The organism is Spirulina major PCC 6313, assembly GCF_001890765.1.
In the GTDB taxonomy this organism is placed as follows: Bacteria; Cyanobacteriota; Cyanobacteriia; order Cyanobacteriales; family Spirulinaceae; genus Spirulina; species Spirulina major.
The window spans coordinates 691,427-715,176 of record NZ_KV878783.1; the positions used below are offsets into that span (position 1 = coordinate 691,427).

At 52.2% G+C, this 23,750-nt stretch carries 21 protein-coding genes, 1 tRNA gene and 1 riboswitch; of the genes, 13 read left to right on the forward strand and 9 right to left on the reverse strand.

Translation table 11 applies throughout. The annotated features are described in order from the left end of the window. Positions 1-275: 275 nt before the first annotated feature. Entirely contained in the window at positions 276-1,127 is an 852-nt protein-coding gene (locus SPI6313_RS03180) for a pentapeptide repeat-containing protein (RefSeq protein ID WP_072619686.1), read from the forward strand. 186 nt (positions 1,128-1,313) lie between these two features. On the opposite strand, the gene gifA (SPI6313_RS03185) is transcribed toward SPI6313_RS03180, so the two are convergent. The 3 genes from gifA (SPI6313_RS03185) to SPI6313_RS03195 form a co-directional block, all read right to left on the reverse strand. Next, complete coding sequence (gifA, locus tag SPI6313_RS03185; protein WP_072619687.1) at positions 1,314-1,514, reverse strand: glutamine synthetase inactivation factor IF7A; 201 nt, start codon at positions 1,512-1,514, stop codon at positions 1,314-1,316. Between the two features lie 91 nt (positions 1,515-1,605). Next, positions 1,606-1,806 carry a glutamine synthetase inactivation factor IF7A gene (gifA, locus tag SPI6313_RS03190; protein WP_072619688.1) on the reverse strand — a complete coding sequence of 67 codons (201 nt, stop codon included), beginning with the start codon at positions 1,804-1,806 and terminating at the stop codon, positions 1,606-1,608. 184 nt (positions 1,807-1,990) lie between these two features. Then, entirely contained in the window at positions 1,991-3,298 is a 1,308-nt protein-coding gene (locus tag SPI6313_RS03195) for a sensor histidine kinase (RefSeq protein ID WP_072619689.1), read from the reverse strand. A gap of 322 nt (positions 3,299-3,620) precedes the next feature. Here SPI6313_RS03195 and SPI6313_RS24670 point away from each other — a divergent pair, with 322 nt between their 5' ends. From SPI6313_RS24670 to SPI6313_RS03210, 3 genes are all read left to right on the forward strand, one after another. Continuing rightward, a complete protein-coding gene (locus SPI6313_RS24670; protein ID WP_072619690.1) occupies positions 3,621-3,947 on the forward strand; it encodes a DUF3155 domain-containing protein in 327 nt (108 codons plus the stop codon). A gap of 844 nt (positions 3,948-4,791) precedes the next feature. Further along, positions 4,792-5,361 (forward strand): hypothetical protein, encoded by a 570-nt coding sequence (locus tag SPI6313_RS03205; RefSeq protein WP_072619691.1) that lies wholly within the window; start codon positions 4,792-4,794, stop codon positions 5,359-5,361. Next, on the forward strand, positions 5,345-6,574 hold the full coding sequence (locus SPI6313_RS03210) for an S-layer homology domain-containing protein (protein WP_217650487.1): 1,230 nt from the start codon (positions 5,345-5,347) through the stop codon (positions 6,572-6,574). Before SPI6313_RS03205 ends, SPI6313_RS03210 begins: the two co-directional genes overlap by 17 nt. Before the next feature lie 364 nt (positions 6,575-6,938). On the opposite strand, the gene SPI6313_RS03215 is transcribed toward SPI6313_RS03210, so the two are convergent. From SPI6313_RS03215 to ispD, 5 genes are all read right to left on the reverse strand, one after another. Next, positions 6,939-8,240 carry a tetratricopeptide repeat protein gene (locus tag SPI6313_RS03215; protein WP_072619692.1) on the reverse strand — a complete coding sequence of 434 codons (1,302 nt, stop codon included), beginning with the start codon at positions 8,238-8,240 and terminating at the stop codon, positions 6,939-6,941. A gap of 140 nt (positions 8,241-8,380) precedes the next feature. After that, positions 8,381-8,452: transfer RNA gene (locus SPI6313_RS03220), tRNA-Gly, on the reverse strand. Between the two features lie 105 nt (positions 8,453-8,557). Beyond that, positions 8,558-9,097, reverse strand: coding sequence for a 6,7-dimethyl-8-ribityllumazine synthase (ribH, locus tag SPI6313_RS03225; protein WP_072619693.1), 540 nt, complete (start codon positions 9,095-9,097; stop codon positions 8,558-8,560). Positions 9,098-9,203: 106 nt separating this feature from the next. Next, entirely contained in the window at positions 9,204-9,392 is a 189-nt protein-coding gene (gene psbZ / locus SPI6313_RS03230) for a photosystem II reaction center protein PsbZ (protein ID WP_072619694.1), read from the reverse strand. Positions 9,393-9,819: 427 nt separating this feature from the next. Further along, positions 9,820-10,503 carry a 2-C-methyl-D-erythritol 4-phosphate cytidylyltransferase gene (gene ispD, locus SPI6313_RS03235; protein WP_072619695.1) on the reverse strand — a complete coding sequence of 228 codons (684 nt, stop codon included), beginning with the start codon at positions 10,501-10,503 and terminating at the stop codon, positions 9,820-9,822. A 200-nt stretch (positions 10,504-10,703) separates the two neighbouring features. Between ispD and SPI6313_RS03240 the strand changes: the two genes are divergently transcribed. From SPI6313_RS03240 to thiC, 6 genes are all read left to right on the forward strand, one after another. Further along, a complete protein-coding gene (locus SPI6313_RS03240; RefSeq protein ID WP_072619696.1) occupies positions 10,704-11,663 on the forward strand; it encodes a glycosyltransferase family 9 protein in 960 nt (319 codons plus the stop codon). Beyond that, positions 11,656-12,267, forward strand: coding sequence for a D-glycero-alpha-D-manno-heptose-1,7-bisphosphate 7-phosphatase (locus SPI6313_RS03245; protein WP_072619697.1), 612 nt, complete (start codon positions 11,656-11,658; stop codon positions 12,265-12,267). Before SPI6313_RS03240 ends, SPI6313_RS03245 begins: the two co-directional genes overlap by 8 nt. A gap of 110 nt (positions 12,268-12,377) precedes the next feature. Then, positions 12,378-14,390, forward strand: coding sequence for a PAS domain-containing hybrid sensor histidine kinase/response regulator (locus tag SPI6313_RS03250; protein ID WP_072619698.1), 2,013 nt, complete (start codon positions 12,378-12,380; stop codon positions 14,388-14,390). Between the two features lie 116 nt (positions 14,391-14,506). Further along, positions 14,507-15,571 carry an ATP-binding response regulator gene (locus SPI6313_RS03255; RefSeq protein WP_072619699.1) on the forward strand — a complete coding sequence of 355 codons (1,065 nt, stop codon included), beginning with the start codon at positions 14,507-14,509 and terminating at the stop codon, positions 15,569-15,571. Positions 15,572-15,580: 9 nt separating this feature from the next. Beyond that, positions 15,581-17,545, forward strand: coding sequence for a hypothetical protein (locus SPI6313_RS03260; RefSeq protein ID WP_072619700.1), 1,965 nt, complete (start codon positions 15,581-15,583; stop codon positions 17,543-17,545). Positions 17,546-18,133: 588 nt separating this feature from the next. Continuing rightward, positions 18,134-18,229: riboswitch (TPP riboswitch) on the forward strand. A 7-nt stretch (positions 18,230-18,236) separates the two neighbouring features. Continuing rightward, the gene (thiC, locus tag SPI6313_RS03265; RefSeq protein WP_072619701.1) at positions 18,237-19,622 is read left to right on the forward strand and encodes a phosphomethylpyrimidine synthase; all 1,386 of its coding nucleotides are present in this window, start codon (positions 18,237-18,239) and stop codon (positions 19,620-19,622) included. A gap of 133 nt (positions 19,623-19,755) precedes the next feature. Here the strand turns inward: thiC and SPI6313_RS03270 are convergent, their stop codons facing one another. Next, positions 19,756-20,463 (reverse strand): MBL fold metallo-hydrolase, encoded by a 708-nt coding sequence (locus tag SPI6313_RS03270; RefSeq protein ID WP_072619702.1) that lies wholly within the window; start codon positions 20,461-20,463, stop codon positions 19,756-19,758. A 30-nt stretch (positions 20,464-20,493) separates the two neighbouring features. Here SPI6313_RS03270 and SPI6313_RS03275 point away from each other — a divergent pair, with 30 nt between their 5' ends. The 3 genes from SPI6313_RS03275 (at position 20,494) to SPI6313_RS03285 (ending at position 23,726) form a co-directional block, all read left to right on the forward strand. After that, positions 20,494-21,987: a site-2 protease family protein gene (locus SPI6313_RS03275; protein ID WP_072619703.1), complete on the forward strand. Its 1,494-nt coding sequence runs from the start codon at positions 20,494-20,496 to the stop codon at positions 21,985-21,987. Positions 21,988-22,177: 190 nt separating this feature from the next. Next, positions 22,178-23,101, forward strand: coding sequence for a hypothetical protein (locus tag SPI6313_RS03280; protein WP_072619704.1), 924 nt, complete (start codon positions 22,178-22,180; stop codon positions 23,099-23,101). A gap of 367 nt (positions 23,102-23,468) precedes the next feature. Further along, positions 23,469-23,726, forward strand: coding sequence for a glutaredoxin family protein (locus SPI6313_RS03285; protein WP_072619705.1), 258 nt, complete (start codon positions 23,469-23,471; stop codon positions 23,724-23,726). Positions 23,727-23,750: the final 24 nt, after the last annotated feature.

A 23,750-nucleotide genomic window follows, 5' to 3' on the forward strand; every position in this document is an offset into this window, starting at 1 on the left:
TGGCGATCGCAGGAATATCAGTAGGGGGTTACCGCCTTTACCCGAATTATCAATCACAGCAAGCATTCCTCTTGCGGGTTAAAGTCAGCACCCTCGTAGGATGACAGCACTAGGGTGTGCTTGATGTTATTAGTAAAGGCTGTAAGTGAACATGATGATTTTAATTGTAATCCTTAAAGTATTGACGTAAGCTAGGGTCTTAAGTCAGCATAAACCTGAGTGCCTTTCTGAATTTGAGAAGCCAGACTAAGATTAGTGCTGAAGGAGTTTTAGTGATGCGGGTGCGATGGAAACAGTGGCGACAACCAGACAAGTTCACCCAAAAATGGGGGCTTGGTGCGATCGCCACTCCGGTTTTCCTGACGCTGGTGGGATGGCTTTCTCTGCTCCCGGCTCTGGCGCTTCAACCGGATGACAGCAACCGCATCCAGAACGAGACGGGCAATTTGACTGAACCACATCGTGATTTTCCCATCGGCAGTTTTGAAGTCATCGCGGTGGTTATCGGCGTAGCCTTTCTGGTGAGATGTTTTCGCCGGACCGATCGTCATACAGGGACTGCCGACTTCCGAGGGGCTGATCTCAACGGGGCGAACTTTTGTGATGCGAACCTGAGTGGTGCTGACTTGAGTGGCGCTGATCTGAGTAGCGCGAACCTGAGTGGTGCTGACTTGAGTGGTGCTGACTTGAGTGGTGCAAATTTGATTCAGGCTAACCTTAGCGGTGCTAACCTCAATGGTGCATTGCTGAAATATGCCAGTTTAAAGGGGGCTGATCTTAGATATACCAATCTTCGGGATTCTGATCTTCGCTATGCCAATCTCCGCGATGCTGACCTCAACTGTACTTTTCTCAAGGGTGCTAATCTTAGCGATGCTGATTTGGGGGGGGCTTTATTGTTTTTTGTCAATTTACGCGAGGTTCTCAACCTTGAACCGCTACAACTCAAGGCAAAACCGTCACCGTTTTTATGTCACGCTGCGTTGCCGTATTATTCCCAGCAATACGCTTTGAATTCTAATGCAGCTTGCGATCGCATTCCCAAAATTCTCAGCGATCGTTACGATATTCCCCTCGAAGAAGCCCAAGAAATTGTCTCTGAAGCTCGACAACACTGCTGGGATTAAGGGATCTCAAATCGATAATGACCCAATAAAGATCCCAGCCGCTCACCAAGAACGTCTGGGCTTAGGGAGAAAAATAGTTTAAGGGAAGGAACGGCGAATTAATTTCAGGTCGCTTCAGTCAAAGATGGTCAATCGCGCAGCCACCGGAACAGATTGGAGTGCTGAAGCTTAAGCGCAGGCAGGATATTAGCTCATGGCTGAGTTGCTGCGGTCATAATTGAGGCTGGATGCTGAACTGGGCTTGCCTTGAATGGTGTTGGTGTATTGATTAGGGTCAAGATCGAGACCCATTTCGGAAGCGGTGCGACCGAGCATGGATTGCTGGCGATTGCGGATGTTTTGAGAGTGACGCATCATCATCGCACGGGCTTGATTTTGGGTATTCATGAGGATAAATCTCCAATCAGAAATAGGGTGAGTGAGAAAAAATGTAGGGTGGGGGTCAAGATGCGCTCTCCATCCCAGAGAGCGATCGCGACTAACTCATGGCTGAGTTGCTGCGGTCATAGCTGAGGCGCGAAGCAGAACTGGGTTTACCTTGGATGGCGTTGGTGTATTGATTGCTGTCCAGATCGAGACCCATTTCAGAAGCGGTGCGATCGAGCATGGATTGCTGGCGATTGCGGATGTTATGGGTGTGGCGCATCATCATTGCACGGGCTTGATTTTGAGTATTCATGGGGAACCTCCGAATGACTGAGAAGAATAGCGTTTGTGAGCGATTGCTTAGTCCTCACTCTTTTAATTTACCAGGTAGTTCTGTAACAATGGCTACAAAATTTCGTAAATTAACATTTATTCACAAAAAATATAATTTTCAGTTTAGATTTAAATTAGATTTAAAAATTCGCTGTTAGGGTGGATCATAGCGGCAGCCACAGGGTAAAACAGGTGCCGGGTGCGTCGGGATCGCTGTAAATGGGGCTTTGCAGTTCGATGTGGCCTTGCATTTGTGCGGTGAGTTCTTGGGCGATCGCTAACCCTAGCCCTGTACCGGGAATCTCGCCCTGGGCTTGAATTCCCCGATAGCGGCGATCAAAAATTCGGTTTTGATCCGCCGGGGGAATCCCCACCCCGGTATCCGCGATCGCAATCCCACATTGTTCAGCATTCCCCTGCATCCTCACCCGTACCTGTCCCCCATCGGGCGTATATTTCACCGCATTGTCCAACAGATTCCCCACCACTTCTCGCAACGCTGCCGCATCCACCCACACGGCGGGCCACAGATCCGGTGGATCAACATCAATTGTGATCTGACGTTCAGCGGCGATCGCCTGCGCGGACTCAACCAACGGCACCAAAAACGACGACAGCGGCACAGCTTCATAGTGCAGCGTCGTGGGGGGCGAAACCGAGTGGGATGAATTCTGCTCCGATGCGCCTGCCCGATGACTGGGTAACAAATAAGGCTGAGGACTCCCCGTTAACACCGGAGGCGGAGACTCCCACGCCGCGAGCCATTGATCAAACTGACGCAGCAACGCTTGAATATGATCGCTCTCCCGGAGCATATTTTCCGCCACGGGATAGTTGCGATCCTCCGGCAAAAGACGTTTTAAGAGCAACTTACTAAAGGTGCGCAGGGCTGTCATCGGATTGCGCAGTTGATGGAGGAGATCATCAAGGCGATCGCGCTGCTGCTGGAGTTGGTGATAATGATGGGTCAGTTTTTGTTGCGCTTGGCCATGTTGTTGATCAAGAAAACAGGCAATGGCCAGGGCTTGAGCACCCTGTTTAAACTGCCCCAGTTCCGCCGTTTGCCAAGCCTGGGTTTCCCGTCGGGCCACCAGCAATCCCATCACCAAACCCTGATGCAGCAAGGGAAAAATAACCTGCCGTCTGCCCCACAACACAGAATCTTGCCAAGGCGTAGAGCGGGATAGATCCGGCTCGATGACCGGTGGCGGCTGGGTGCTCGGTTCCGGGGTCGGGGCAACGTTAGAGGGGGAAGGATCGGGAGCAGAGGGAGCGATCGCCAAGGGTGCTGATGGCGTTGAGGCAGACGACGCACTGGGATATTCGGCCACCGGATGCAGTTGAGGTTGCAGCCCATCAATCCAGTTTTCCGTTAAATACACAGCGCACCAAGTTGCATGCAGGCTCTGAGCCAAAAGCGTCACTTGGGCTTGGCACAATTGAATAAATTCTGGACTAGCCGGAATAAGCATAGACACCGGAGAATTCGAGATGCGACAAGGGTGACCATGTCCTTCCTAGCAAACTAAGCGACATTTCTACAAAATGTTAAAGAAGAATAACAATCTTAGGGGACTATGCTAGATTCTTTAATAGTGAGCGCTGCAAAATATCGAGAAAACTGAATCAAGCACTCCACATCATGGGCAACGTCTAGTGCCATGACCCAGGGAAAAAAGGCTTAATCAAAAAAAGACATCAGCACTATTGATTTTTGGGTTTAGATTTGGTATGCTGTGCTCGAATTTTGTAGCTATAACTACAGTACACAATTGAGGTCAGGAGGTACTTAGATTGGCAAGGAAACGTAAACGGAAAAGCCGTCGCCGCCAAGAAGGACGTAAAATTCTAGAGTTAGTACCCCAGTATAATCTAGAAAGTGGCGAAGATAAACCAGTGACAGCAGCACGTAAGTTTATTGCCTCCCAGGGCATTACACCTCCCGCTGTTCTTGTCGTCCGCCGGAATGAGCACACCACTGATCGATACTTCTGGGCAGAAAAAGGGCTATTCGGCGCACAGTACGTCGAAGAAAACCACTTTCTATTTCCGAGTTTGCGGACGGTCGCACCCCACAATACTCAAGCAAAGGGCCCGACTAGCACAGCATTGAGTCAGTAATCACTGCCGCAACGCTTTTGCCAAATACCGTAGCTTTGTGAATGAAGCTTTCCCACTTTATCATGGCTTGGTAAAGTGGGACTCAAATTTGTTGGAGTGTATTTTGGTAATGGTTTCGCCGTGGGAAAGGGGCTGAAGCTAATGTGTTTGAGCGTATTTTGAATCGGGATTGGCGGCGATCGCCCCTAGACCCATTCCCCATTACGCTCAAGGTTAACGCACCTCATTTTTGATTCTGTAATCAATCATACCAATCCCCCCTCCGTGATCTAACGATTTCTCTAGGCAAGACAACGCCTGGATTCCGGTCTTCGGCAAGATATGCTTTACGAAAATAGTGCGGGAGTCTGAAAGCCTCGTCAATTGATTGCGGGGATGAAAGACGACACGAGCGACTTTAGTCGCCCTCCTTGGGCTAGTCGTGTTAGGCTACTATCTTGGATTTCAAACGTCCAGGAACTATCACAAGGCTAAAAACTGACAAGCCTGGAAGCAGTTAAGGGTAAGCAGGCAGCGTAATGAGTGGGCGGATTGCCCACTGCGTCATCCAATCTAACGATTGGGTCGCCTCGGAAGACTTGAATGTGAACGGGTTAGTCTGGAATCGGCATCGGGCTGAGTCGATAGTGAAGCGGGTTTGTCTCCTGCGCCTTGGACGAACTACCGTGGGGCACACGGAAAGTTATCCGCTTGGGGAGATTAGACCTCTGGCGGGGTTGGAGCAATCCGGCTCGGTTAAGTCCGGTCGATGAACCAAGAATCCCCGTCGCTGTCTTCGCGGGGAGTGTCAATAGACTGAAGTATTGTGAAATTATCCACCCTAGTTACGAGCAATTGCGTCACTATGCGAGGTTTTATTCAACGAGTACTAGCACTGAGTACCATTGTTGCGTTGCCGCTCACAACCTTTAGTGCCACAGCCAGCGAGGCATCGCGATATCGGCGCGAATACCAGCCCCGTGAATTTCAACAATGTGCCTTTGAGCTAAGTAGTGTCGAGGTTGTTGATGAGCAGGCTAAGGTCGCTTGTGCGATGGCCCTTGAACCCACGGACTTTTCCGGCTGTGTGGCGGAGATTGATACCTTTACTGACATTCCGGCTCAAAATGCCCTGTATGCCTGTTTTCGGGTGCGGCGACCGGTGGAACTGGCGGCATGTGTGGTGGACATTGATACCTATGTGATTAAACCCCAAGTGTCAGAGGTGGAGAATGTGAATGAAGTAGCGTTGTCTGCCCTTGATCATTGTCGGCGGAGTTTATTGCCCCTGCGTTACTCTGCCTGTGTGGTGGGACTGAGTGCAGAACTGTCCCTCAAACCGGAAAATGCGATCGCGTCTTGTCTGGATGCGGAAGACTTCCCCCGCGAAATCTATACCCCTGCGACGAACGATACCCTTGGTACGGATCTCTAAGCGAACGGTGTCTCGGTGGAGTGGGTGGTTGATCCTGTTGTGGGTGGCGGGTTGTAGTGGCGATCGCACCGCCCAACAGTGGTTTGCTCCCGATCCACAACTGCTCGATCAGGCCGAATCTCCTGCCGTTGCGCCCAGTCCTGCCGCTACGCCAACCCCCAATCCCAGCCCCACCCCCGCCGACAGCCCACCCCCGGCGGATGACATCGTAGATGACACGGTGAAACTGCCCCAAAGCTTCCCGGACGATGTGCCCCGCTACCCCCAAGCCGAACTTTTAACGGCCAGTTATCGCCTCGGTGTTGGCACAGGAGAAACCCTGTGGGAAGTGGCAGCGAATCCAGCACAGATTGCTCGCTTTTACCGTCAGTTTCTCCAAAATAAGGGCTGGACGGTGACGGAAGCCTTTCAAGCAGACCGTGCGACGTTAACAATGGCTCAGGGAGAGACCCAAATTACCCTCACCTTTCCGGAGGCGAATCGATTCCGGTTGGACTATCGCACGGCGGCGATCGCACCCTCCGATCCTCCCCCTGCGCCCAACCCCGAAAAACCGGTTGCCAACGCCGCCCTCCCGAATTTTGGGGAGGATTTGATCCAATTAGGCGCGATTCCCACCACATTTCAACCCGATGCCACCATTCCCCGCCGCACCTTTGCCCGCTGGCTGTTGACCACCCATAACCGCATCTACCGCGATCGCCCCACGAAACAAATCCGCTCCGCCACCCCTAGCAGCCAGCCCATTTTCGCCGATGTGCCCACCAGCGACCCGGATTTTGCGATCATTCAAGGTCTCGCTGAAGCGGGAATGATTCCCTCGCGCCTCAGCGGTAGCGATGTCACCCTATTTCAACCCGATGCCCCCTTAAGCCGTGAAACACTGCTGCTGTGGAAAGTCCCCCTCGATCAGCGCACAACGCTACCCACCGCATCCCTACAAAATGTGCAGCAAACCTGGGGTTTTCAAGACAGCGACCAAATTAACCCCGCTGTGTTTCCGGCTCTGTTGGCCGATTATGACAATGGCGATCGCGCTAATTTACGCCGCGCCTTTGGCTATACAAAATTACTACAACCGAAAAAAACAGTCACCCAGGGCGAAGCCGCCGCCGCTTTGTGGTCTTTCGGGTTTCAGGGGGAAAGCATCACAGCTTCAGAAGCGATCGCCCGTCCCAATGCGGCCACATCCTCAACTTCACCCCCTCCATAGTAGAGATGATCCACCCCAATTAGAATTTAGTGAGAATTTAGTGAGAATTTAGCCCCGTTAAGTTCAGAAATCAGACAATACAAAAAAATAGCCCTTTTGCGTAAATCCGGCCCATCTTTCACGGCTTTTTCACAACTTTACCCTAGTCTAAATCAATAGGGAGCGAGACAGACGATGTAACCCAATCCAACCGATTACACTGCCTGTCCTCGATATTACCCTGACTGATGGACTATCACCCTCTAGCTGACCCTAGAGGGTTTTCTTCATGATCAATGCGGTGCATTGATGGTGCTTGATCGCATGTGTTGGGTAGAATTTAGACCATTTTTTCACTGCATTGAATTCAGGGTAGTTTATTAAACTAAAGTTGGGGGGAGGGTCTAGAGAGTTTGGCGGCGGATTGGGTGAGACGGCGTTTGAGGGTGAGGGATTCGCGTTGGTAGGAATGGGCGAGATCGTGGTTGCCGAGGGTGTGGTGAACTTTGCTGAGGTTGTTGAGAGCGACGGCTTCCCCGAAGGTGTCTGCGAGGGTTTGCTTGAGGGTAAGGGCTTGCTGATAGGCGGCTAAGGCTTCGGGATATTGGTGCAATTGAAAATGACTGTTGCCGATGCCACTCCAGGCGATCGCTTGATAACGATCTTGGTGATTGTGTTGGCTGAGGGTGAGGAGGTCTTGATAGGTTTGGAGGGAGGTGCTGTACTGGCGGCAGCAGTAATGGGCATTGGCAAGGCCCACCAAAACATCGTACAGGCGCGGATCAGGGGTGGGGTCACTGCTGGCGGTCTGGCGGTAGTTTTGGTAGTGCTCGATCGCGCTGCTGTAGTCGTGGAGGGCATCATAGGCTTGGCCGAGGAGGAAGAGGAGGTCTTGAGCGCCCTGGTGGGCTTGGATGCTGTGGCGCATGGTGAGCGATCGCTGATAGCAGGCGATCGCCACCTCGTATTGGCCAAGGGCATAGTACGCCTTACCAAGATTCAGCAACGACTGAGCTTCTCCAAGGCGATCGCCAATCGACTCCGCCAACAGGAGATGCTTCTCAAAATGATCCACCGCCAACTTCATCGCCAACCGATATTCCCCCTGGGAATGATGAGTGACCGTGACTAACCGTTCAGGCGCGTGGCAGGTTTCCGGTTCAATGGCTTGCCAGTCGCCGCTTTCACGCTGAACCACCAGGGACTGTTGATAATGCTCGATCGCCTGCTGATATTGACCCAAGGACTGCAACGCCACGCCCAAATTACTTAAAACATTGGCTTCCCCTTGAAAGTCGCCAATTTCCTGATACAACCCCAGCGCCTGCTGCCAGGTTTTCAACGCCACTTTAAACTGACTGGTTTGGTAATATTCCACGCCCTGACGAAAGAGGCGATCGGCATCTTGCTTAGTCTTCAACTGAATCACGGCATCCGATGGTTTGACGGTTAGCAAGGGATGATGTTGGAGGGTCGTCAGTAACGATTTGAGGCGGTGCAACTGAGGGTAAGAGGGGTCAGTACTAAGGTGTTGCGATCGCTCCTGAATCATCTGAGCTACCGTATCCACCAACTCCCAATCTATCAACTCTGACTGAGTCGCCAGCCACTGAGCCTCTGTCCCGATCGGACAGCGCAAGAGTTGTTCAATCAGTTCGAGGTAAGCCTGATAACGATCTTGATTCATACGACCTAGCCAATTTCCCCCGCTCCTTCACTGTACTGCCTTCCGTGGGAAATAACGTCCGCAGTCCCCCTGAACTGGAATGCTACTGCGATCGCATCATAGCTAAAAAAGAGAGCCTTATAAGCTCTCTCTCGTTATTAAGCGGGTAACGCGATTCGAACGCGCGACATTCACCTTGGCAAGGTGACGCTCTACCACTGAGCTATACCCGCAATTTATTTAATTCAGACTTTTACCAGTATGGAAAAAATCGGAGCGAATGTCAAGATAGAAATCAAAAAAGTTGATAACCCTCAACCCATCAGCCCCCCACAGACCTACACCACATCCGTCGCCGCCACTGGCAACGCCGTCGGTAGCTCAAACCCCGCGCCATTCTGCTGAATTTGACGCATCAAACTCGCCATCTCCAGCGCACTCATCGCGTAGTTCCAGCCTAAATTACTCTTAATCCCAGCCCGTTCCAACGCTTGGGGCATCGTATCCGTCGTGAGAATGCCAAAAATAACCGGCACACCCGTTTGAAAACTAGCCGCCGCGATCCCCTTCGCTGCTTCCCCCGCCACATAGTCAAAATGTGGCGTATCGCCCCGAATCACCGCCCCCAGGCAAATCACCGCATGGTAACGCCGCGACGCTGCCACCTGACGCGCCACCATCGCAATCTCAAAACTCCCCGGCACCCAAAAATAATCTGTTTCTGCACCGTGGGGATTCGTATCAACGCCGTGACGCTGAAGACAGTCTTGGCAACCGGCCAGCAGTTTACTGGTCACCATATCGTTAAAGCGACCAATCACGATCGCAATGCGGAGCGAACCCGGCTCCGTTGTAAAGTTGCCTTCAAATACAGCCATGAACTTTGAGTAAAAGGACGAGTGAATAACGACGACAGACCAGGAAGAAATGAACGATCAGACATCACCTCTTCCTGCTGCGGGGCAATCAACCGGGGGGAATCAACTACACCACAAAAAAGTTAAGAACACCCACGACAACCACCAGGATCAGCCATAGACCGGAACTGAGATAGATCAATTGTTTGGATTGATCCCAGTTTTGGGGGGTGGCATAGGCGACGGGAACGCCGACAACCATCAGGAAAGACAGAGCGACTAAGGCGAGTAAGGCAATTTGGAACAGGATAGCCATGAGTTGAGATCTCCCAGTACAGCAATGGATTGAGGTTAAGAATGCCGGTGACGTTTTCCCTGTTGCATAACATGGAATTTTGGGTTTAAGCGGTGATGCCGGACGGGACTCGGCCAGGGTTCACCTCACCCAATGGGCTACGTCTTGCCCATGGATCGCGCTCCCACTTCAAAGATTGGATATCGATCAGGGGGTTAAGCCCCTTGTTGCTCAGGGTTGAGCGTTCCTCAATGAAATGAGATTGCGATGTCCTGATGATCAAAAAATAATATCAGTCTTTTTTTTGTGACAGGTGCATTAAAAAAGTCCTGTTTAGTACGCTATCAAATCGTGACCATTCTGGGAAGGGGTTAAGGGGCGCAGGGGAGACGCGGGGCGGCCTTGGCTGGGCTTTCTTCTCTAGGCAAGCGGCGGGGGAAATGGGGGGTTAGGACTGCCGATGTTGGAGGATGAATTCGGCGATCGCTAAGTCCATCGGGGTGGTGATTTTGAGGTTACTTTCTTCCCCTGGCACGATTTGCACGGGCAGATCGCATTGTTCAAACAGAGCCGCATCATCGGTGACTTCCCAGCCGAGGGATTTACCGCGATCGTGGCAGGTTTTGAGGGTGGCGACGGCGAAGCCTTGGGGGGTTTGGGCGGCCCAGAGGGTGCTGCGGTCGGGGGTGTGGGTGACCTGCTGGCTGTCGTTGACGATTTTGATCGTGTCTTTGACGGGGATGGCGGCGATCAGACCGGGGCAGGTGCGCAGGGCGATCGCACAGCGATCGAACAAGTCCGGCGTGGCTAAACACCGCGCCCCATCGTGAATCAAGACCCATTGCGCGGTTTCCGGCAGGGCTTGTAGGCCGTTATACACCGAGGCTTGGCGGGTGTCGCCGCCGACGATGAAGTGAACGGGTTTGGTGAGGTAGAGATCGGCGAGGATTTGCTCAAAGGCGGGGAAGTCGTGGGGCTGGCCAATCAAGCCGATCCAGGTGATCTGTTCAGATTGTTCAACGGCTTGGAGCGTCCAGGCGAGGAGGGGTTTTTGGGACAGGGTGAGGAGGAGTTTATTGCGATCGCCCCCCATTCGTTTACCCAAGCCAGCAGCCGGAATCAAAAGATGCATAGGGTGTTTCCACAGGTCTAAATGCGTCTAAGAGTCTATCATTTTGCGTTCAATTCCTGGCGATCGCGCCTCGCCAGGGAGTCAGGACGGCCAACGACACCGATATTAAGACTGATATCAATGAGGATGGGCGGTTCGCGTTGAATGGGGACATTTTTGGTTAAAATTGAACTCGATCCCATACGCGCGGTTTAGTGGAGATGCGAATATTAGCCCTCGTTCCTGGTGGAATTGGTGACCAAATCCTATTTTTTCCCACCTTGGCGACCCTCAAGCAAGCCTATCCCAACGCGGAGATCGATGTGTTGGTAGAGCCTCGCTCCAAGTCAGCCTATCGGGTCTGTCCCTCGGTGCATGATGTCTTGCTGTTTGACTACAAAGACCGGAATAGCCTGGCAGACTACCTCAATTTGCTGGGGATTATCCGCGATCGCGAATACGATGCCGCCCTCGCCCTCGGCCAACGGCTCGCAGTGGGCGTGCTGCTCTGGCTCAACGGCATCCCGAAACGAGTCGGCTACCACAGTGACAAATCGTGGTTTCTCACCGATACCGTTCCCCTCAAACCGGAGCAATACGCGGCGTTGATGTATCACGACCTCGTCCAAGGGTTTGGCCTCCAAACCCCCTGTCCGCCCCTGAGCGTTGCTGTCCCGAAAACAGACATTGACTGGGCCGAAGCCGAGCAACAACGGCTGGACCTTAAAGGCAGTGGCTACATCATAATCCACGGTGGATCGAGCCAATTGGCCCTCACCAAAGGCATTAACAAAATTTATCCGGTGCAACAGTGGCTCAACGTCGTTCACGATATTCAAGCCAAGCAGCCCAATGTGCCGATCGTCCTGCTCCAAGGCCCCGATGATGGGCAGTGGGTGCAAGACATGATCAAAGGTGCGGGGGATCTGCGAGTGGCAACACCGCCGGACATTGGTAAATTGGCAGCGATGATTGCTGGGGCGAACCTGATGCTCTGTACCGACAGTGCGCCGATGCACCTCTCTGTGGCGGTGGGAACCTATACGATCGCCCTCTTTGGGCCCACGAACGCGGCGAAACTGCTGCCCCAGAGTGACCAAGCGATCGCGATTCAATCTCCCAGTGAGGCGATCGCCGACATCGCCCCCGTCACCATCTTAGAAACGATGTGGAATGCCTAAGCCAGCGGTTTTTCTCGATCGTGACGGCGTGCTCAACATCGAGCGGGGCTACCTCCACCGCGTCGAGGATCTAGACCTGATTCCCGGCGTGGCCCAAGCGGTGCGCCAACTGAACGACGCGGGTATTTTCTGCTGTCTCGTCTCCAACCAAGCCGGCCCCGCCCGCGACTACTACCCCATCGCCCACATCGAAGCCCTCCACGATCGCCTCGTCACCCTCCTCAAAACCGAAGCCAACGCCCACCTCGACGCGCTCTACTACTGCCCCTACCTCAGCCCCCCCGCCGGAGGAGTCAACCCAGAGTTTGCCTATTGGGGGACGTGGCGCAAACCCAACACCGGGATGCTCGTCGCGGCTGCCTGGGATCATGACCTCGATCTCCAGGGCAGTTTTATGGTGGGCGACAAAGCCACGGATATTGACCTCGCCCGGAATGCCGGGGTTCACGGTATCCTCGTTCAAACTGGGTACGGGACTCAAGTCCTCTCCGGAACCTACCAACACCATGCCCAACCGGACTATCTCGCCCAGGATTTACCCGACGCGGTGCAGTGGCTCTTGCCGCGCTTCAGCCATACCGAGGCCAAAAGTATCTCTATCTAGAGAATGAGACTGACAGGGTGAAACGACTTTCCCCAGAGAGATGTCATGGTTTGCCTAAAACCGTTACGGTATGGGAACCAGATTTCACCCGGAACGCCTTGTCAACTCTTATGTCTCCGTCTCTCTGTTTAACCTCGGTGGAGCAACTGCTTCGCACTTTGCCTCATTTGGTTTGGTTGGCCGATGCCCAAGGGATGGTGACGGCCTGTAATCCGCAATGGACAGACTACACGGGACAAGGTGAAGCGGATTTGCTCCTAGAACCCTGGTGGCAGGGAGTGCATCCCCAGGACTGCGATCGCGCCCGCACCGCTTGGCATCACACCCTCAACACCCAAACCCCCCACCAGAGCCAACTCCGACTCCGCCACCGCACCAGTAATCAATACATCACCACCCTCTGGCACGCCGCACCCCTCTACAACGATCAACAGATCCTCACCGGCTGGCTCAGTACCTTCACCCCCTCCCCCACGATCACCCAACTGGAAACCCGGCTGCGAGCCGTCGAGGAACGCTACCAACTCCTCACCGACCGCTCCAGCGACCTGATCACCAGCTACACCCCAACAGGTCAATACCTCTACGCCTCCCCCGCCAGTCAAGCCCTCCTCGGTTATGACCCCTCCGAACTCGTCGGCCAATCCATTTACGACTTCTTCCACCCCGAAGACCTCACCACCCTCCGCCACACCTACAGCGACACCCTCCCCCAAACCTCCACCTACACCTACCGCATCCGCCGCAAAGACGATACCTACATCTGGTTTGAAACCACCAACCAGGTGATCAAAACCCCCGACGGGGCGACGATTCGGGAAGTGATCGCCATTTCGCGAGACATCACCGAACGGAAACAGGCGGAACTGGAAATTTTGCGCGTCAACCAGGAACTAGAATCACGGGTCAATGAGCGCAATGTTCAACTCGACACGATTAACCGCCTCTATCATTCGGTGTTGACCAGTATTGAAGAGGTGATTTTCCAAACCGACACAACAGGACGCTGGATTTTTCTCAGTTCGCCCTGGAAAGCGATTACGGGCTACACCGTCGAGGAAACCCTCAACAGTTCATTTTTAGAGTATGTCTTTACCCAAGAGGATCGCGATCGCCTCACGGATTTATTTCAATCCCTCCTCCTCCGAGAGCGCGAATCCTTTGCATACGAGTTTCGTTTTCCGACGAAAAACCGAAATTTTCGCTGGCTGGAATTATATGCTCAACTGCACCAAGACAGTGCTGGGCATATACTCGGAACCTGTGGCGCGATCAACGATGTCACGCCCCGAAAACAGGTCGAAGCGGTGCTCAAATCGAGGGCCGATCAGCTCAACCAGCAGCGGGAGCAGATCGAGCAACAAAACCAAGCACTCATGCAAGCCTCACAATTAAAATCTCAATTTTTAGCCACGATGTCCCATGAATTGCGGACTCCGATGAACGCGATTATGGGCTTCTCGCAAATGCTGATGTTGCAGCAATATGGCCCCCTTTCACCCCGTCAGGTGGATATGGTGGAGCGTATTTTTAACAACAGCCAAAATCTCTTAACCCTTCTCAATGAGGTGTTAGACTTCTCCAAGATTGAAGCGGGGTATTGGGATGTTAACTTTCAATGTTTTGATAGTGAGCGGTTACTCAAAGGCACGGTGGATGAGTTGCGATCGCTCGCCCAGAAAAAAAACCTCCCCCTCCAGGTCAACATCACCACCCAAAACCCCCAGATCGTCAGCGATCAAAACTGTCTGCGGCGACTCGTGATCAATCTGCTGTCCAATGCGATTAAATTCACTGACCAGGGCCAGGTCACCGTTACACTGCGGGACAAAACACCCAACATCCTCCAAATCGAAGTCCAAGATACCGGCATCGGCATCGCAGCGGCGGATCATGAGGTAATTTTTGAAGCCTTCCGCCAAGTGGATCAAACCTTAACCCGCAAGCATCCCGGCACTGGCTTAGGGTTAGCAATTGTGAAGTCGCTAGTGCAAATGATGCATGGCACGATTACAATTGCCAGTCAACCGGGGGAAGGTTCCACCTTTACCGTTGATTTACCCCGCGATCGCCCTGATCCGCCGGTTGAATCTCTCACCGCTTGGAGTGAATCCGAACTCTAGTCTCATCATCATTGCCGATCCCTTGATGTTGACCATTCACACCAAATCTTGCAATGAGCGTCTGTCGTTTTCACCCTCTGTCATCTGTCCCCATCATTCCCAACCCTTGAAAATCAATGACTGAAAAACATTACATCCTCGCGGTGGACGACGCACCGGATAACCTATTTCTGGTGCAGTTAGCCCTGGAAAAAGAAGGGCACGATGTGGTGTTAGTGGATAATGGCCCCACCGCTTTAGCTCAGATTGAAAAAGATCCCCCGGATCTGATTTTGCTCGATGTGATGATGCCGGAAATGGACGGCTATGAGGTGACGCGGCGGATTCGTACCCATCCGCAACTGCCCTATATTCCCATCCTGCTGATCACCGCCCACGAACACCCCAGCCTCGTCCAGGGCCTCGATGTGGGAGCCGATGAATTTATCCGTAAACCCGTGAAGATTGAAGAACTTCAGGCGCGGGTGCGATCGCTGCTCCGGCTCAAACAAAGCATCGAACAGCGCGAAAGTTTTGTCCATTGCCTCACCCATGATCTGCGCACGCCCCTCGTGGCCGCTGATCGGATGTTAGACCTGCTGCGCAACGAAACCTTTGGCCCCGTCACGCCCAAAATGGACGAAGCCATGACCACGATTATGAGCAGCAATCAACACCTGTTACGGCTGTTGAATAATCTGCTCGAAGCCTATAGCTACGAAGTGGGCCGTAAAATCATCAGTTTTATTCGCTTCAATATTCGTGAACTGATTGAAGAAGTGGTGCGCGAACTGCGCCCCCTGGCCGAAGAAAAGGTACTGAATTTAAGTATTAATTGGCAGGCAGATCGTGAAGATATGATTGGCGATCGCCTCGAACTCAAACGGGTGTTCACCAACTTAATCGGCAACGGCATTAAGTTTACCGATCACGGCGGGGTGACGGTGTGGGTGCATTCGAGTAGCAGCGTCCCCAATCATGTGGTTGTTGAAATTGCTGACACGGGCATCGGGATTCCCCCGGCTGATCAGCAGCGCATTTTTGAACCCTTCCGCCAAGGCAAACATAAACGCTCCGGCCATGGCTTGGGGCTGTATCTCTGCCGCCAAATCGTCGCTACCCATAACGGCGCGATCGCCATTCAATCCGTCATCGGTCAGGGAACCACGTTCCAAATTGAACTCCCTCTCCGTCCCCACTAGCGTAATTCTATGGGACAAACCACCGAAGCAAGGGCGAGGCTCGCCCGGATTAGACAATGGGTGCTGGGGCTGTGTTGGGGGTTGCTGTTTTGGTGGGTGATGAGCGGCCCGGCGGCGGCGGAACGTCTCCCGGTTACGCCGGAACGATTGGCCGATCGCCTCGCCCATAGCCAAGTCATCGATGGCCAAGAATGGATTGATCTAACGCAATTGGTAATTGATCTGACGACGGAAGAGGAGCGATCGCAATTTTTCACCCCCCTTGCCCCCAAACTGACCCGCCGCCCGCACCCCGTCGTCCTCGATCTTAGCCATTCCGTCGTCTATGGTGATTGGTCAGCAGCCCCGTTAGGCACAAGGGTCAAACTCGCGCCCGAAGCCCTCCGCGGCCAATTGACCCCCCCGGAACAGGCACGGCTAGCCCCCGCCCTCGACTCTGACACGACGATTACCGAATCCTTTGCCGCCCTGCCCTACCGCACTCTGATCCGGGTGGGTTTACACCTCACCGCTACGGAGTTTCGCGGTCCGGTGGACTTTGCCGACGCGATTTTTTTGCAGCCCTTCAGCGCCCACGGCACAATTTTTAAACAGGGGGGCGATTGGTCGCGCACGGTGTGGAGCGATCGCGTTGATTTTGAAGCGGCTCAGTTTCAAGAACTGGCAACATTTGAGGCCGCTTGGTTTCTCGCGCCTGTGCTGATCCAAAATGCGGCGATCGCAGCGGGCAACTTCAACGCAGTGCAGTTTGAAAATACCGCCCAATTTAGCAAAACCACCTTCAATGGCCTAACCAATTGGCTCGGTTCGCGCTGGCAGCAGGGGGGCGATCTCAGTCAAACCCGTTGGCGCGATCGCGCTCTACTCAATAAAAGTCTCTTTGCCGATACCCTGGACTGTTCCGATGCCACCTTTGAGAAAATTGTCACCTTTCGCGGCAGCCAATTCGACGGCGGCTTAAACGCCAAAGATGTGAAATTACTCGACATCATGAATCTGAGTAATACCCAATTCACCCATCACACCAATGCCCAGTTAGATGGCCTTGTGCTCGATAGTGAAAACGCCAAAATTCTCGGCGACAAAGGTGAAATTGGCTCCCTCATTCAGGTCTCAAGCTTACCCGGCAATGAAGCCCTGTTATTGTCCTTAATTCGCAGTTTTCGCCGCCTCGAACAGATCCCCGATGCCAATCAATTGGATGTGATGCGATCGCGCCTCCAAATCGAGCAAATTTTCACAGAACTCCAGGCCACCCCCTGGTATCAACTGCCCCGTCATTGGTTGGATTTATTGATCATCGTGGGTTTAAGTGTGTTGCTGTTGCTGAGCAATTATGGAACCGATGCGGGTTTGATTTTCACCCTCGGTCTGTTGACCTGTGCCTATTTTGCGATCGCCATGTGGATCGTCGATCGCGTCCGCCGTCAGCTTCCCACACCCCTTTTACCCACTCGCCTAGAAACCTTTTGGATGGGAAGTAGCTTTACGATCATTAGTGCGATTAGTTTTCTCTTTCTCTGGCATCGAGCGGCTCATCCCCTCCTCACCCTCATCTGCCTCAGTATCTTTTTAATTCCGATCCCATTAGCCCTCATTATTCCTCTCTATCGGCGCGGTCGTTATCATGATGCCCTCGATCAAACCTACCTCGTCGAAGATGGCAGTTTACGACAATTACAACTTTTAATTATTCGCTTGCCGATCATTCCCCGGTTTCCTTTTTTTCGCGATCGCTACCAGCCGATTTTGTGCGATCGTCGCTGGGGTTGGCTCAACTATTACGACTTCAGTTTGAATAATATTCTCAAATTCGGCTTCAATGATATCCGTCTACGCGATCACGATTTACCCGGCCTAATCGCTGCCCTCGTCTGGTATCAATGGAGCCTCGGATTAGTGTATGTTGCCCTGCTGTTATGGACACTCTCCCGCACCATTCCCGGCCTCAATGTTTTTCTCTATTTAGGTTAAGAAATCCCATAATTTCAGACTCAATAACTATTATTCTGTAGTGCGGGCATCTTGCCCGCTGGGATTCAGAGAAAATCCCGCTGGGATTCAGAGAAAATCCTATTATTCTGTAGTGCGGGCATCTTGCCCGCTGGGATTCAGAGAAAATCCCGCTGGGATTCAGAGAAAATCCTATTATTCTGTAGTGCGGGCATCTTGCCCGCTGGGATTCAGAGAAAATCCCGCTGGGATTCAGAGAAAATCCCGCTGGGATTCAGAAAAAATCCCGCTGGGATTCAGAAAAAATCCCGCTGGGATTCAGAGAAAATCCCGCTGGGATTCAGAGAAAATCCCGCTGGGATTCAGAAAAATAGGGAGCAGGATGCTCCCACTCCATCAAAATCAATATTCTGTAGTACATTTCAACTTTTATCCTGCACTGAGGGAACTGCTACAAACTGTTGGGAACCGTTAAACAAAACAATATAGCCCCCTGCCCTGGGGTTTGTATGGTGTGATCGCCCCTACACCATCAATTAATCCCCCCCCAAAACCCTTAAGCAATTCAATGCGATCGCGCCATCCCTCTGACCTCCGTGATAAGATCATTCATCAAGCTAGGGGTGCTTCCCAACTGAAGCTGAGAGAGACCCTTAGAACCTGAGACTGGTTAGCACCAGCGGAGGGAAGCTGTAATTTTGAGGAACCAAATATGCGTACAGAATGGGTTGCCAAACGCCTAGGCCAAGCCAACGTTTCCCAGATGCACTATGCCCGCCAAGGCATGATCACGGAAGAGATGGCCTTTGTGGCCAAGCGCGAAAACCTACCAGCGGAACTGATCCGGGATGAAGTCGCGCGGGGTCGTTTGATCATCCCCGCGAACATCAATCACCCGAATCTCGAACCGATGGGAATTGGGATCGCCACCAAATGCAAAGTTAATGCCAATATCGGCGCATCCCCCAACACCTCCAACCTGGATGATGAAGTGGCTAAGCTTCATCTTGCGGTGAAATACGGTGCGGATACGGTGATGGATTTATCAACTGGAGGGGGCGATCTTGATACGATTCGCACGGCGATCATTAATGCGTCCCCTGTCCCCATTGGCACGGTGCCGATCTATCAAGCTCTCGAAAGTGTCCACGGCAATATTGAAAACCTCACCCCGGAAGACTTTCTCCATATCATCGAGAAGCACGCCCAGCAAGGCGTAGACTACATGACGATCCACGCTGGGATCTTGATTGAGCATCTGCCGTTGGTGCGCAATCGGGTGACGGGGATTGTGTCGCGGGGCGGTGGGATTATCGCCCGTTGGATGCTCCACCACCATAAGCAGAATCCGCTGTATACCCACTTTGACGACATTATTGAAATTTTCAAGCGTTATGATGTGTCGTTTAGTTTGGGGGATTCCCTGCGTCCTGGCTGTACCCATGATGCGTCGGATGAGGCGCAGTTGGCGGAGCTAAAAACCCTGGGACAATTGACCCGCCGCGCTTGGGAGCATGATGTGCAGGTGATGGTAGAAGGCCCGGGCCATGTGCCGATGGATCAGATTGAGTTCAATGTGAAGAAGCAGATGGAGGAGTGCAGCGAAGCGCCGTTCTATGTGCTGGGGCCGTTGGTGACGGATATTGCGCCGGGGTATGACCATATTACGAGCGCGATCGGGGCAGCGATGGCGGGCTGGTATGGGACGGCGATGCTGTGCTATGTGACTCCGAAGGAACATCTGGGGTTACCGGATGCGGAGGATGTGCGCAATGGGCTGATTGCCTATAAGATTGCGGCCCATGCGGCGGATATTGCGCGGCATCGTCCGGGCGCACGCGATCGCGATGATGAACTGTCGGCGGCGCGGTATAACTTCGATTGGAATAAACAATTTGAGCTATCCCTCGATCCGGAACGTGCCCGCGAGTACCACGATGAAACCCTCCCCGCTGACATCTACAAAACTGCTGAATTCTGCTCGATGTGTGGGCCGAAGTTCTGCCCGATGCAAACGAAGGTAGATGCTGATGCCTTGACGGAATTGGAAAAATTCCTCGCGGCGGAAGATGCGAAAAAAGAACTGGCGGTGAAATAAGGGCGATCGCTCAAGGCCTAACCCTAGGCCTTGAAATCCCAGACCCTTTGCAGGACGAGAGGATAGGGCGACCCCCTATCCTTTTTTGTACCCGGTGTGTTTTTGGGGGTTGTGTGGCTCAATGGCGCGGTGGCTATGGAGCGATCGCCACCTGTCGCCGTAGATCATCCAAATCCAGGGCGGCCAAATGGGGGTAGACATTGGCAATGATGCCCGTCTCGCCGAGATAGCGGGTATTTGCGCCGGGACAGAGATAGTGCAGGGTTTCCGGGGTGAAGCGATCGCGCAACTTCGCCACACTGGCCAACTGGCGAAACCAGTGAAAGGTTTTCGGACGGCGCAGGGGCGCGATCGCATTCGTTGCCACCGGGAGGAGATGTCGCCCCGTGAACAAAACCCCGCCGTACTGCTCAAAATAGAGGCAACTGGAACCCGGAGAATAGCCTGGAGTCCAGAAGGCGAGCAGATCCGGAGAGAGGCGATAGTCATCCTGAAACGGTGTCACCGATCGCTCTGGAATCAGATAGGCCTCCTGTTCTTGGATGACCACAGAACAGTGAAACCGTTGCTGGATATGACCGAGGGAGGGTGCGATCGCATCACGATGGGTGATGAACAGTGCCGCCACCCCACCCTGCGCCGTTAAAAACTGTTCGAGTTCCTCCGTCCACAGGGGGCAGTCTACAATAATATTCTGGCCACTATTTTCTACAATGAAATAGGCCGCCCCCCCCGCAGTCTTGGGATCAACCGGTAGGGTAAAGATATCCGGTAACACCGCGTTCGGTGTGGGCCAATCCGCCGGGTGATCAGGATTGTGGTGTCCCGACAACGGTTGCATAGACTCTCCTAGTAATGATTTAGATACTGTATGGAAATTGTGGAAGTACTTCTGCTCCTTGTGTTGGGCATTATTAGTTACCTTATCGTGAAGCGCACCGTCGTGCAGCTTACCAATACCCCCGTTTGGCTGCTGTGGGCGACCTTGATGGCCCCGCCCGTGTGTCTCTCCCTGTGGATGGTAATTATGGGAGAAGATGAGCCGTTACCCTTGGCGGTGGCGTTGCTGCCCTTTGTGGTCTGTACGATTCTTTATTGGTGGTTGATTCAGCGGGGTCGCAAAGTTCCCCCCACCACAGCAACTCAGGACGGGGAAGCCGCCGAAAATGGCACCGCTTCACCCCTGGCGAAACTCGCCACAATCAAAGACCCCAACCCCTTAACCGCCGAAGAAGAAAAGAATTTGCGCACCTGTTTCCCCTGGGGGGTGTATTACCTCCAGGCGGTGGACTATCGCCCCCAAGCGATTCTCTGTCGGGGACGATTGACGACAAACCCAGAGGTGGCCTATCGGACAGTGCGGGATAATGTGGAATCGACCTTTGGCGATCGCTTTCTCCTCGTTTTTCAAGAAGGCCAACCCAATAAACCCTTCTTCGCCCTCGTCCCCAACCCTTGGAACAAAACCCAAACCCAACGCCACGCCGAACCCCTCAAACGCCCCCTCCTCGCCGCTGCCCTGCTGCTGATCACCCTGTTCACCACCACCGTTGTGGGCATGGATTTCGCCAACATCAGCCCCGACCAATTCCAAGCCGATCCCAGCCTGCTGCTCCAAGGCCTCGCCTACAGTGTGCCGCTGCTGTTGATCCTGTCGGTGCATGAATTTAGCCACTACGCCGCCTCAGTGCATTATCACGTCCGCACAACGCTGCCCTACTTCATCCCAATGCCCTTTTTCCTAGGGACATTTGGCGCGTTTATTCAGACGCGATCGCCCATGCCCCACCGTCGCGCCCTCTTTGATATCGCCTTCGCCGGGCCCATCGGTGGCTTCATCATCGCCCTGCCCCTGTTGATCTGGGGGCTGCACCTCTCCACCCCCGTCCCCCTCGAAGAAACGTCCAGCCTGCTCAATTTCAAATCCCTCGATCCGCGCTTTTCCTTCTTCCTAGGGGTATTAAGTCGGCTCACCCTCGGCAGTCAATTCACCCCCGAAATGGCGATCCAACTCCACCCCATCGCCGTCGCGGGCTATTTAGGCGTGATTATCACCGCGTTAAACCTGATGCCCGTCGGTCAACTCGACGGCGGCCATATTGTCCATGCCATGTTTGGGCAACGGATGGCCATGGGCATCGGCCAAGTGGCGCGGTTGATCATGTTGGTGTTGGGTTTTGTCCGCTCGGAATTTATTATTTGGGCGGTGTTCTTGCTGTTTATGCCCAACATGGACGAACCTGCCCTCAATGATGTCACCGAGTTAAACCAAGTCCGGGACGGTTTAGGGTTAGCCTCGTTGACGTTATTGGTGTTAATCCTGCTGCCGTTACCCGCAACCGTGGCGCAGTGGTTACAGATTTGAAGTCACCGTCCTTAATTTGCTGTGGTGGGCATTGCCCGCCTTACTACACCAGCAAGCTTGATTTTGTGGGCAAAGCGATCACTGTCGTCAGATTCGATGGGATTTGTAACCCATGGTTTACCCCTCTTTTTACGCTTGTCGGTGTACTACTTTCTATCTCTAGTTATCTTAATAAAGATCTCATAAGCTAATGCGTTATATTAATTGGCAGGATTTATCTGAACAAAATATTTATGTTAGCCAGGAATTACAAAGACCAATTATTGCCTCACTATGGAAAACATATCCTGAGATCACTCAATTATTGTTGCATAAATCAAGGCGTAAACAAGTTATTCGAGACCCAGAGCAAAAATTTGCGAAAGAGGCTGAAATACTCTATATAGATAGAGCCTTTCCCAACTACTGTCCTTGTTGCGGTGATACTTTCTCCCGTCTACATACAAAATCTGAGGATAATCGGTTTTGCTCAAGAGAATGTCATATTCTTTTTTCACAAGGTAAGGTCACTGGATATATTGAGGATGCAGATCTGGTAAATGCTTATTTCTCAGAAGTTGATATTGATCGATATCAAAATTCTATTGATATGCCCAGACTAGAGTTTATACTTATCTATCTTCGCTATTTGTTGGGATTAACCGATATCATCACACCCATAACTGAATTAGATTTAAGTGGTTGTATGAATTTTTCAGGCAATGACTTAGAATATATCTTTTTCCTATTTAATTACTCCCCGCTTGAAAATCATAAGGCTCTGTTTGCAGCATTACATATATTACATACAACGAAAACCTCAAAACGAGATTTAAGTGATATTGCAAACCAGCTTGATATTAGAAATAAAGGAAAATTCATAGATGGTCTTCAAATCTTACCTGAAATAGAATTAAAAAATTTTATTATAAAGGTAACAGACAGTCGTTATTGTCTTGAGGATTTGCGTGAATTTCTAGAAGCATATCAAAAGCCTTTTTTTACTCCTAATGATGGTTTTTCACTATACAATCTCAAACCAACGTTTCGTCATTTAAAAATTACTTTTCATCAGCTATCGCGCCTTGGATATACAATGATAGAAAGATTGGCACAGAAATCGCTGGGACTATGATAGCAATCCTAAATGATTATGGGACATCAAGAGATTAGTAGTACACCGACAAGCTTAAAAAGATGGGTAAAGCGATCGCGATCGTCAGATTTGATAGAATTTGTAACCCATAGTTTACCTACAATTTTAAGCTTGACGTTGCACTAAGTAGATCAGCCTTAAAGTAGTCAACTATGTTTCTGATTGTAAACAGAGCCAGGAGCCTTGCCTGACAAGGAGTACAGCAAGATTTATATTTCTCAATACAAGTGAGTTTTTCTACCCCTACCTACTTAAATGAACTCCTCACCCGAACAACATCATGTTTTCACGCTGGGCAGACCGTGGGCAAAATGCCCGCACACCAAAACCGTCTCCATCCTCTCCTTTGCACCTGATTCTCTATGGCAAACCCGGTTGTCATCTGTGCGAGGATCTCCAGGACAAACTTGAACAAATTGACATTCCCCTGGCATTGGAGGTGCGCGACATCACCACCAACCCCGATTGGTTTGCCGAATATCAATACACGATCCCCGTGTTGATCTATCGTCAGGGCGACGCAGAAATCCCGATTCCGCGCCTTTCGCCCCGCGCATCGGTGCAACAGGTGGCGCAAACGATCCAAAAATCGGTAAAACTATGAAGAAATCGTTAAAACCTGGGATCG

Coding starts and splice junctions, on each gene's coding strand:
- SPI6313_RS03240 (WP_072619696.1), top strand. CDS start 10,704: ATGCGAATATTAGCCCTCGTTCCTGGTGGAATTGGTGACCAAATCCTA.
- gifA (WP_072619688.1), bottom strand. CDS start 1,806: ATGAATACTCAAAATCAAGCCCGTGCAATGATGATGCGCCACACCCAT.
- SPI6313_RS03260 (WP_072619700.1), top strand. CDS start 15,581: ATGGGACAAACCACCGAAGCAAGGGCGAGGCTCGCCCGGATTAGACAA.
- SPI6313_RS03270 (WP_072619702.1), bottom strand. CDS start 20,463: ATGCAACCGTTGTCGGGACACCACAATCCTGATCACCCGGCGGATTGG.
- SPI6313_RS03180 (WP_072619686.1), top strand. CDS start 276: ATGCGGGTGCGATGGAAACAGTGGCGACAACCAGACAAGTTCACCCAA.
- SPI6313_RS03245 (WP_072619697.1), top strand. CDS start 11,656: ATGCCTAAGCCAGCGGTTTTTCTCGATCGTGACGGCGTGCTCAACATC.
- thiC (WP_072619701.1), top strand. CDS start 18,237: ATGCGTACAGAATGGGTTGCCAAACGCCTAGGCCAAGCCAACGTTTCC.
- SPI6313_RS03250 (WP_072619698.1), top strand. CDS start 12,378: ATGTCTCCGTCTCTCTGTTTAACCTCGGTGGAGCAACTGCTTCGCACT.
- SPI6313_RS03205 (WP_072619691.1), top strand. CDS start 4,792: ATGCGAGGTTTTATTCAACGAGTACTAGCACTGAGTACCATTGTTGCG.
- SPI6313_RS03215 (WP_072619692.1), bottom strand. CDS start 8,240: ATGAATCAAGATCGTTATCAGGCTTACCTCGAACTGATTGAACAACTC.
- SPI6313_RS03255 (WP_072619699.1), top strand. CDS start 14,507: ATGACTGAAAAACATTACATCCTCGCGGTGGACGACGCACCGGATAAC.
- gifA (WP_072619687.1), bottom strand. CDS start 1,514: ATGAATACCCAAAATCAAGCCCGTGCGATGATGATGCGTCACTCTCAA.
- ispD (WP_072619695.1), bottom strand. CDS start 10,503: ATGCATCTTTTGATTCCGGCTGCTGGCTTGGGTAAACGAATGGGGGGC.
- SPI6313_RS03280 (WP_072619704.1), top strand. CDS start 22,178: ATGCGTTATATTAATTGGCAGGATTTATCTGAACAAAATATTTATGTT.
- ribH (WP_072619693.1), bottom strand. CDS start 9,097: ATGGCTGTATTTGAAGGCAACTTTACAACGGAGCCGGGTTCGCTCCGC.
- SPI6313_RS03195 (WP_072619689.1), bottom strand. CDS start 3,298: ATGCTTATTCCGGCTAGTCCAGAATTTATTCAATTGTGCCAAGCCCAA.
- SPI6313_RS03275 (WP_072619703.1), top strand. CDS start 20,494: ATGGAAATTGTGGAAGTACTTCTGCTCCTTGTGTTGGGCATTATTAGT.
- psbZ (WP_072619694.1), bottom strand. CDS start 9,392: ATGGCTATCCTGTTCCAAATTGCCTTACTCGCCTTAGTCGCTCTGTCT.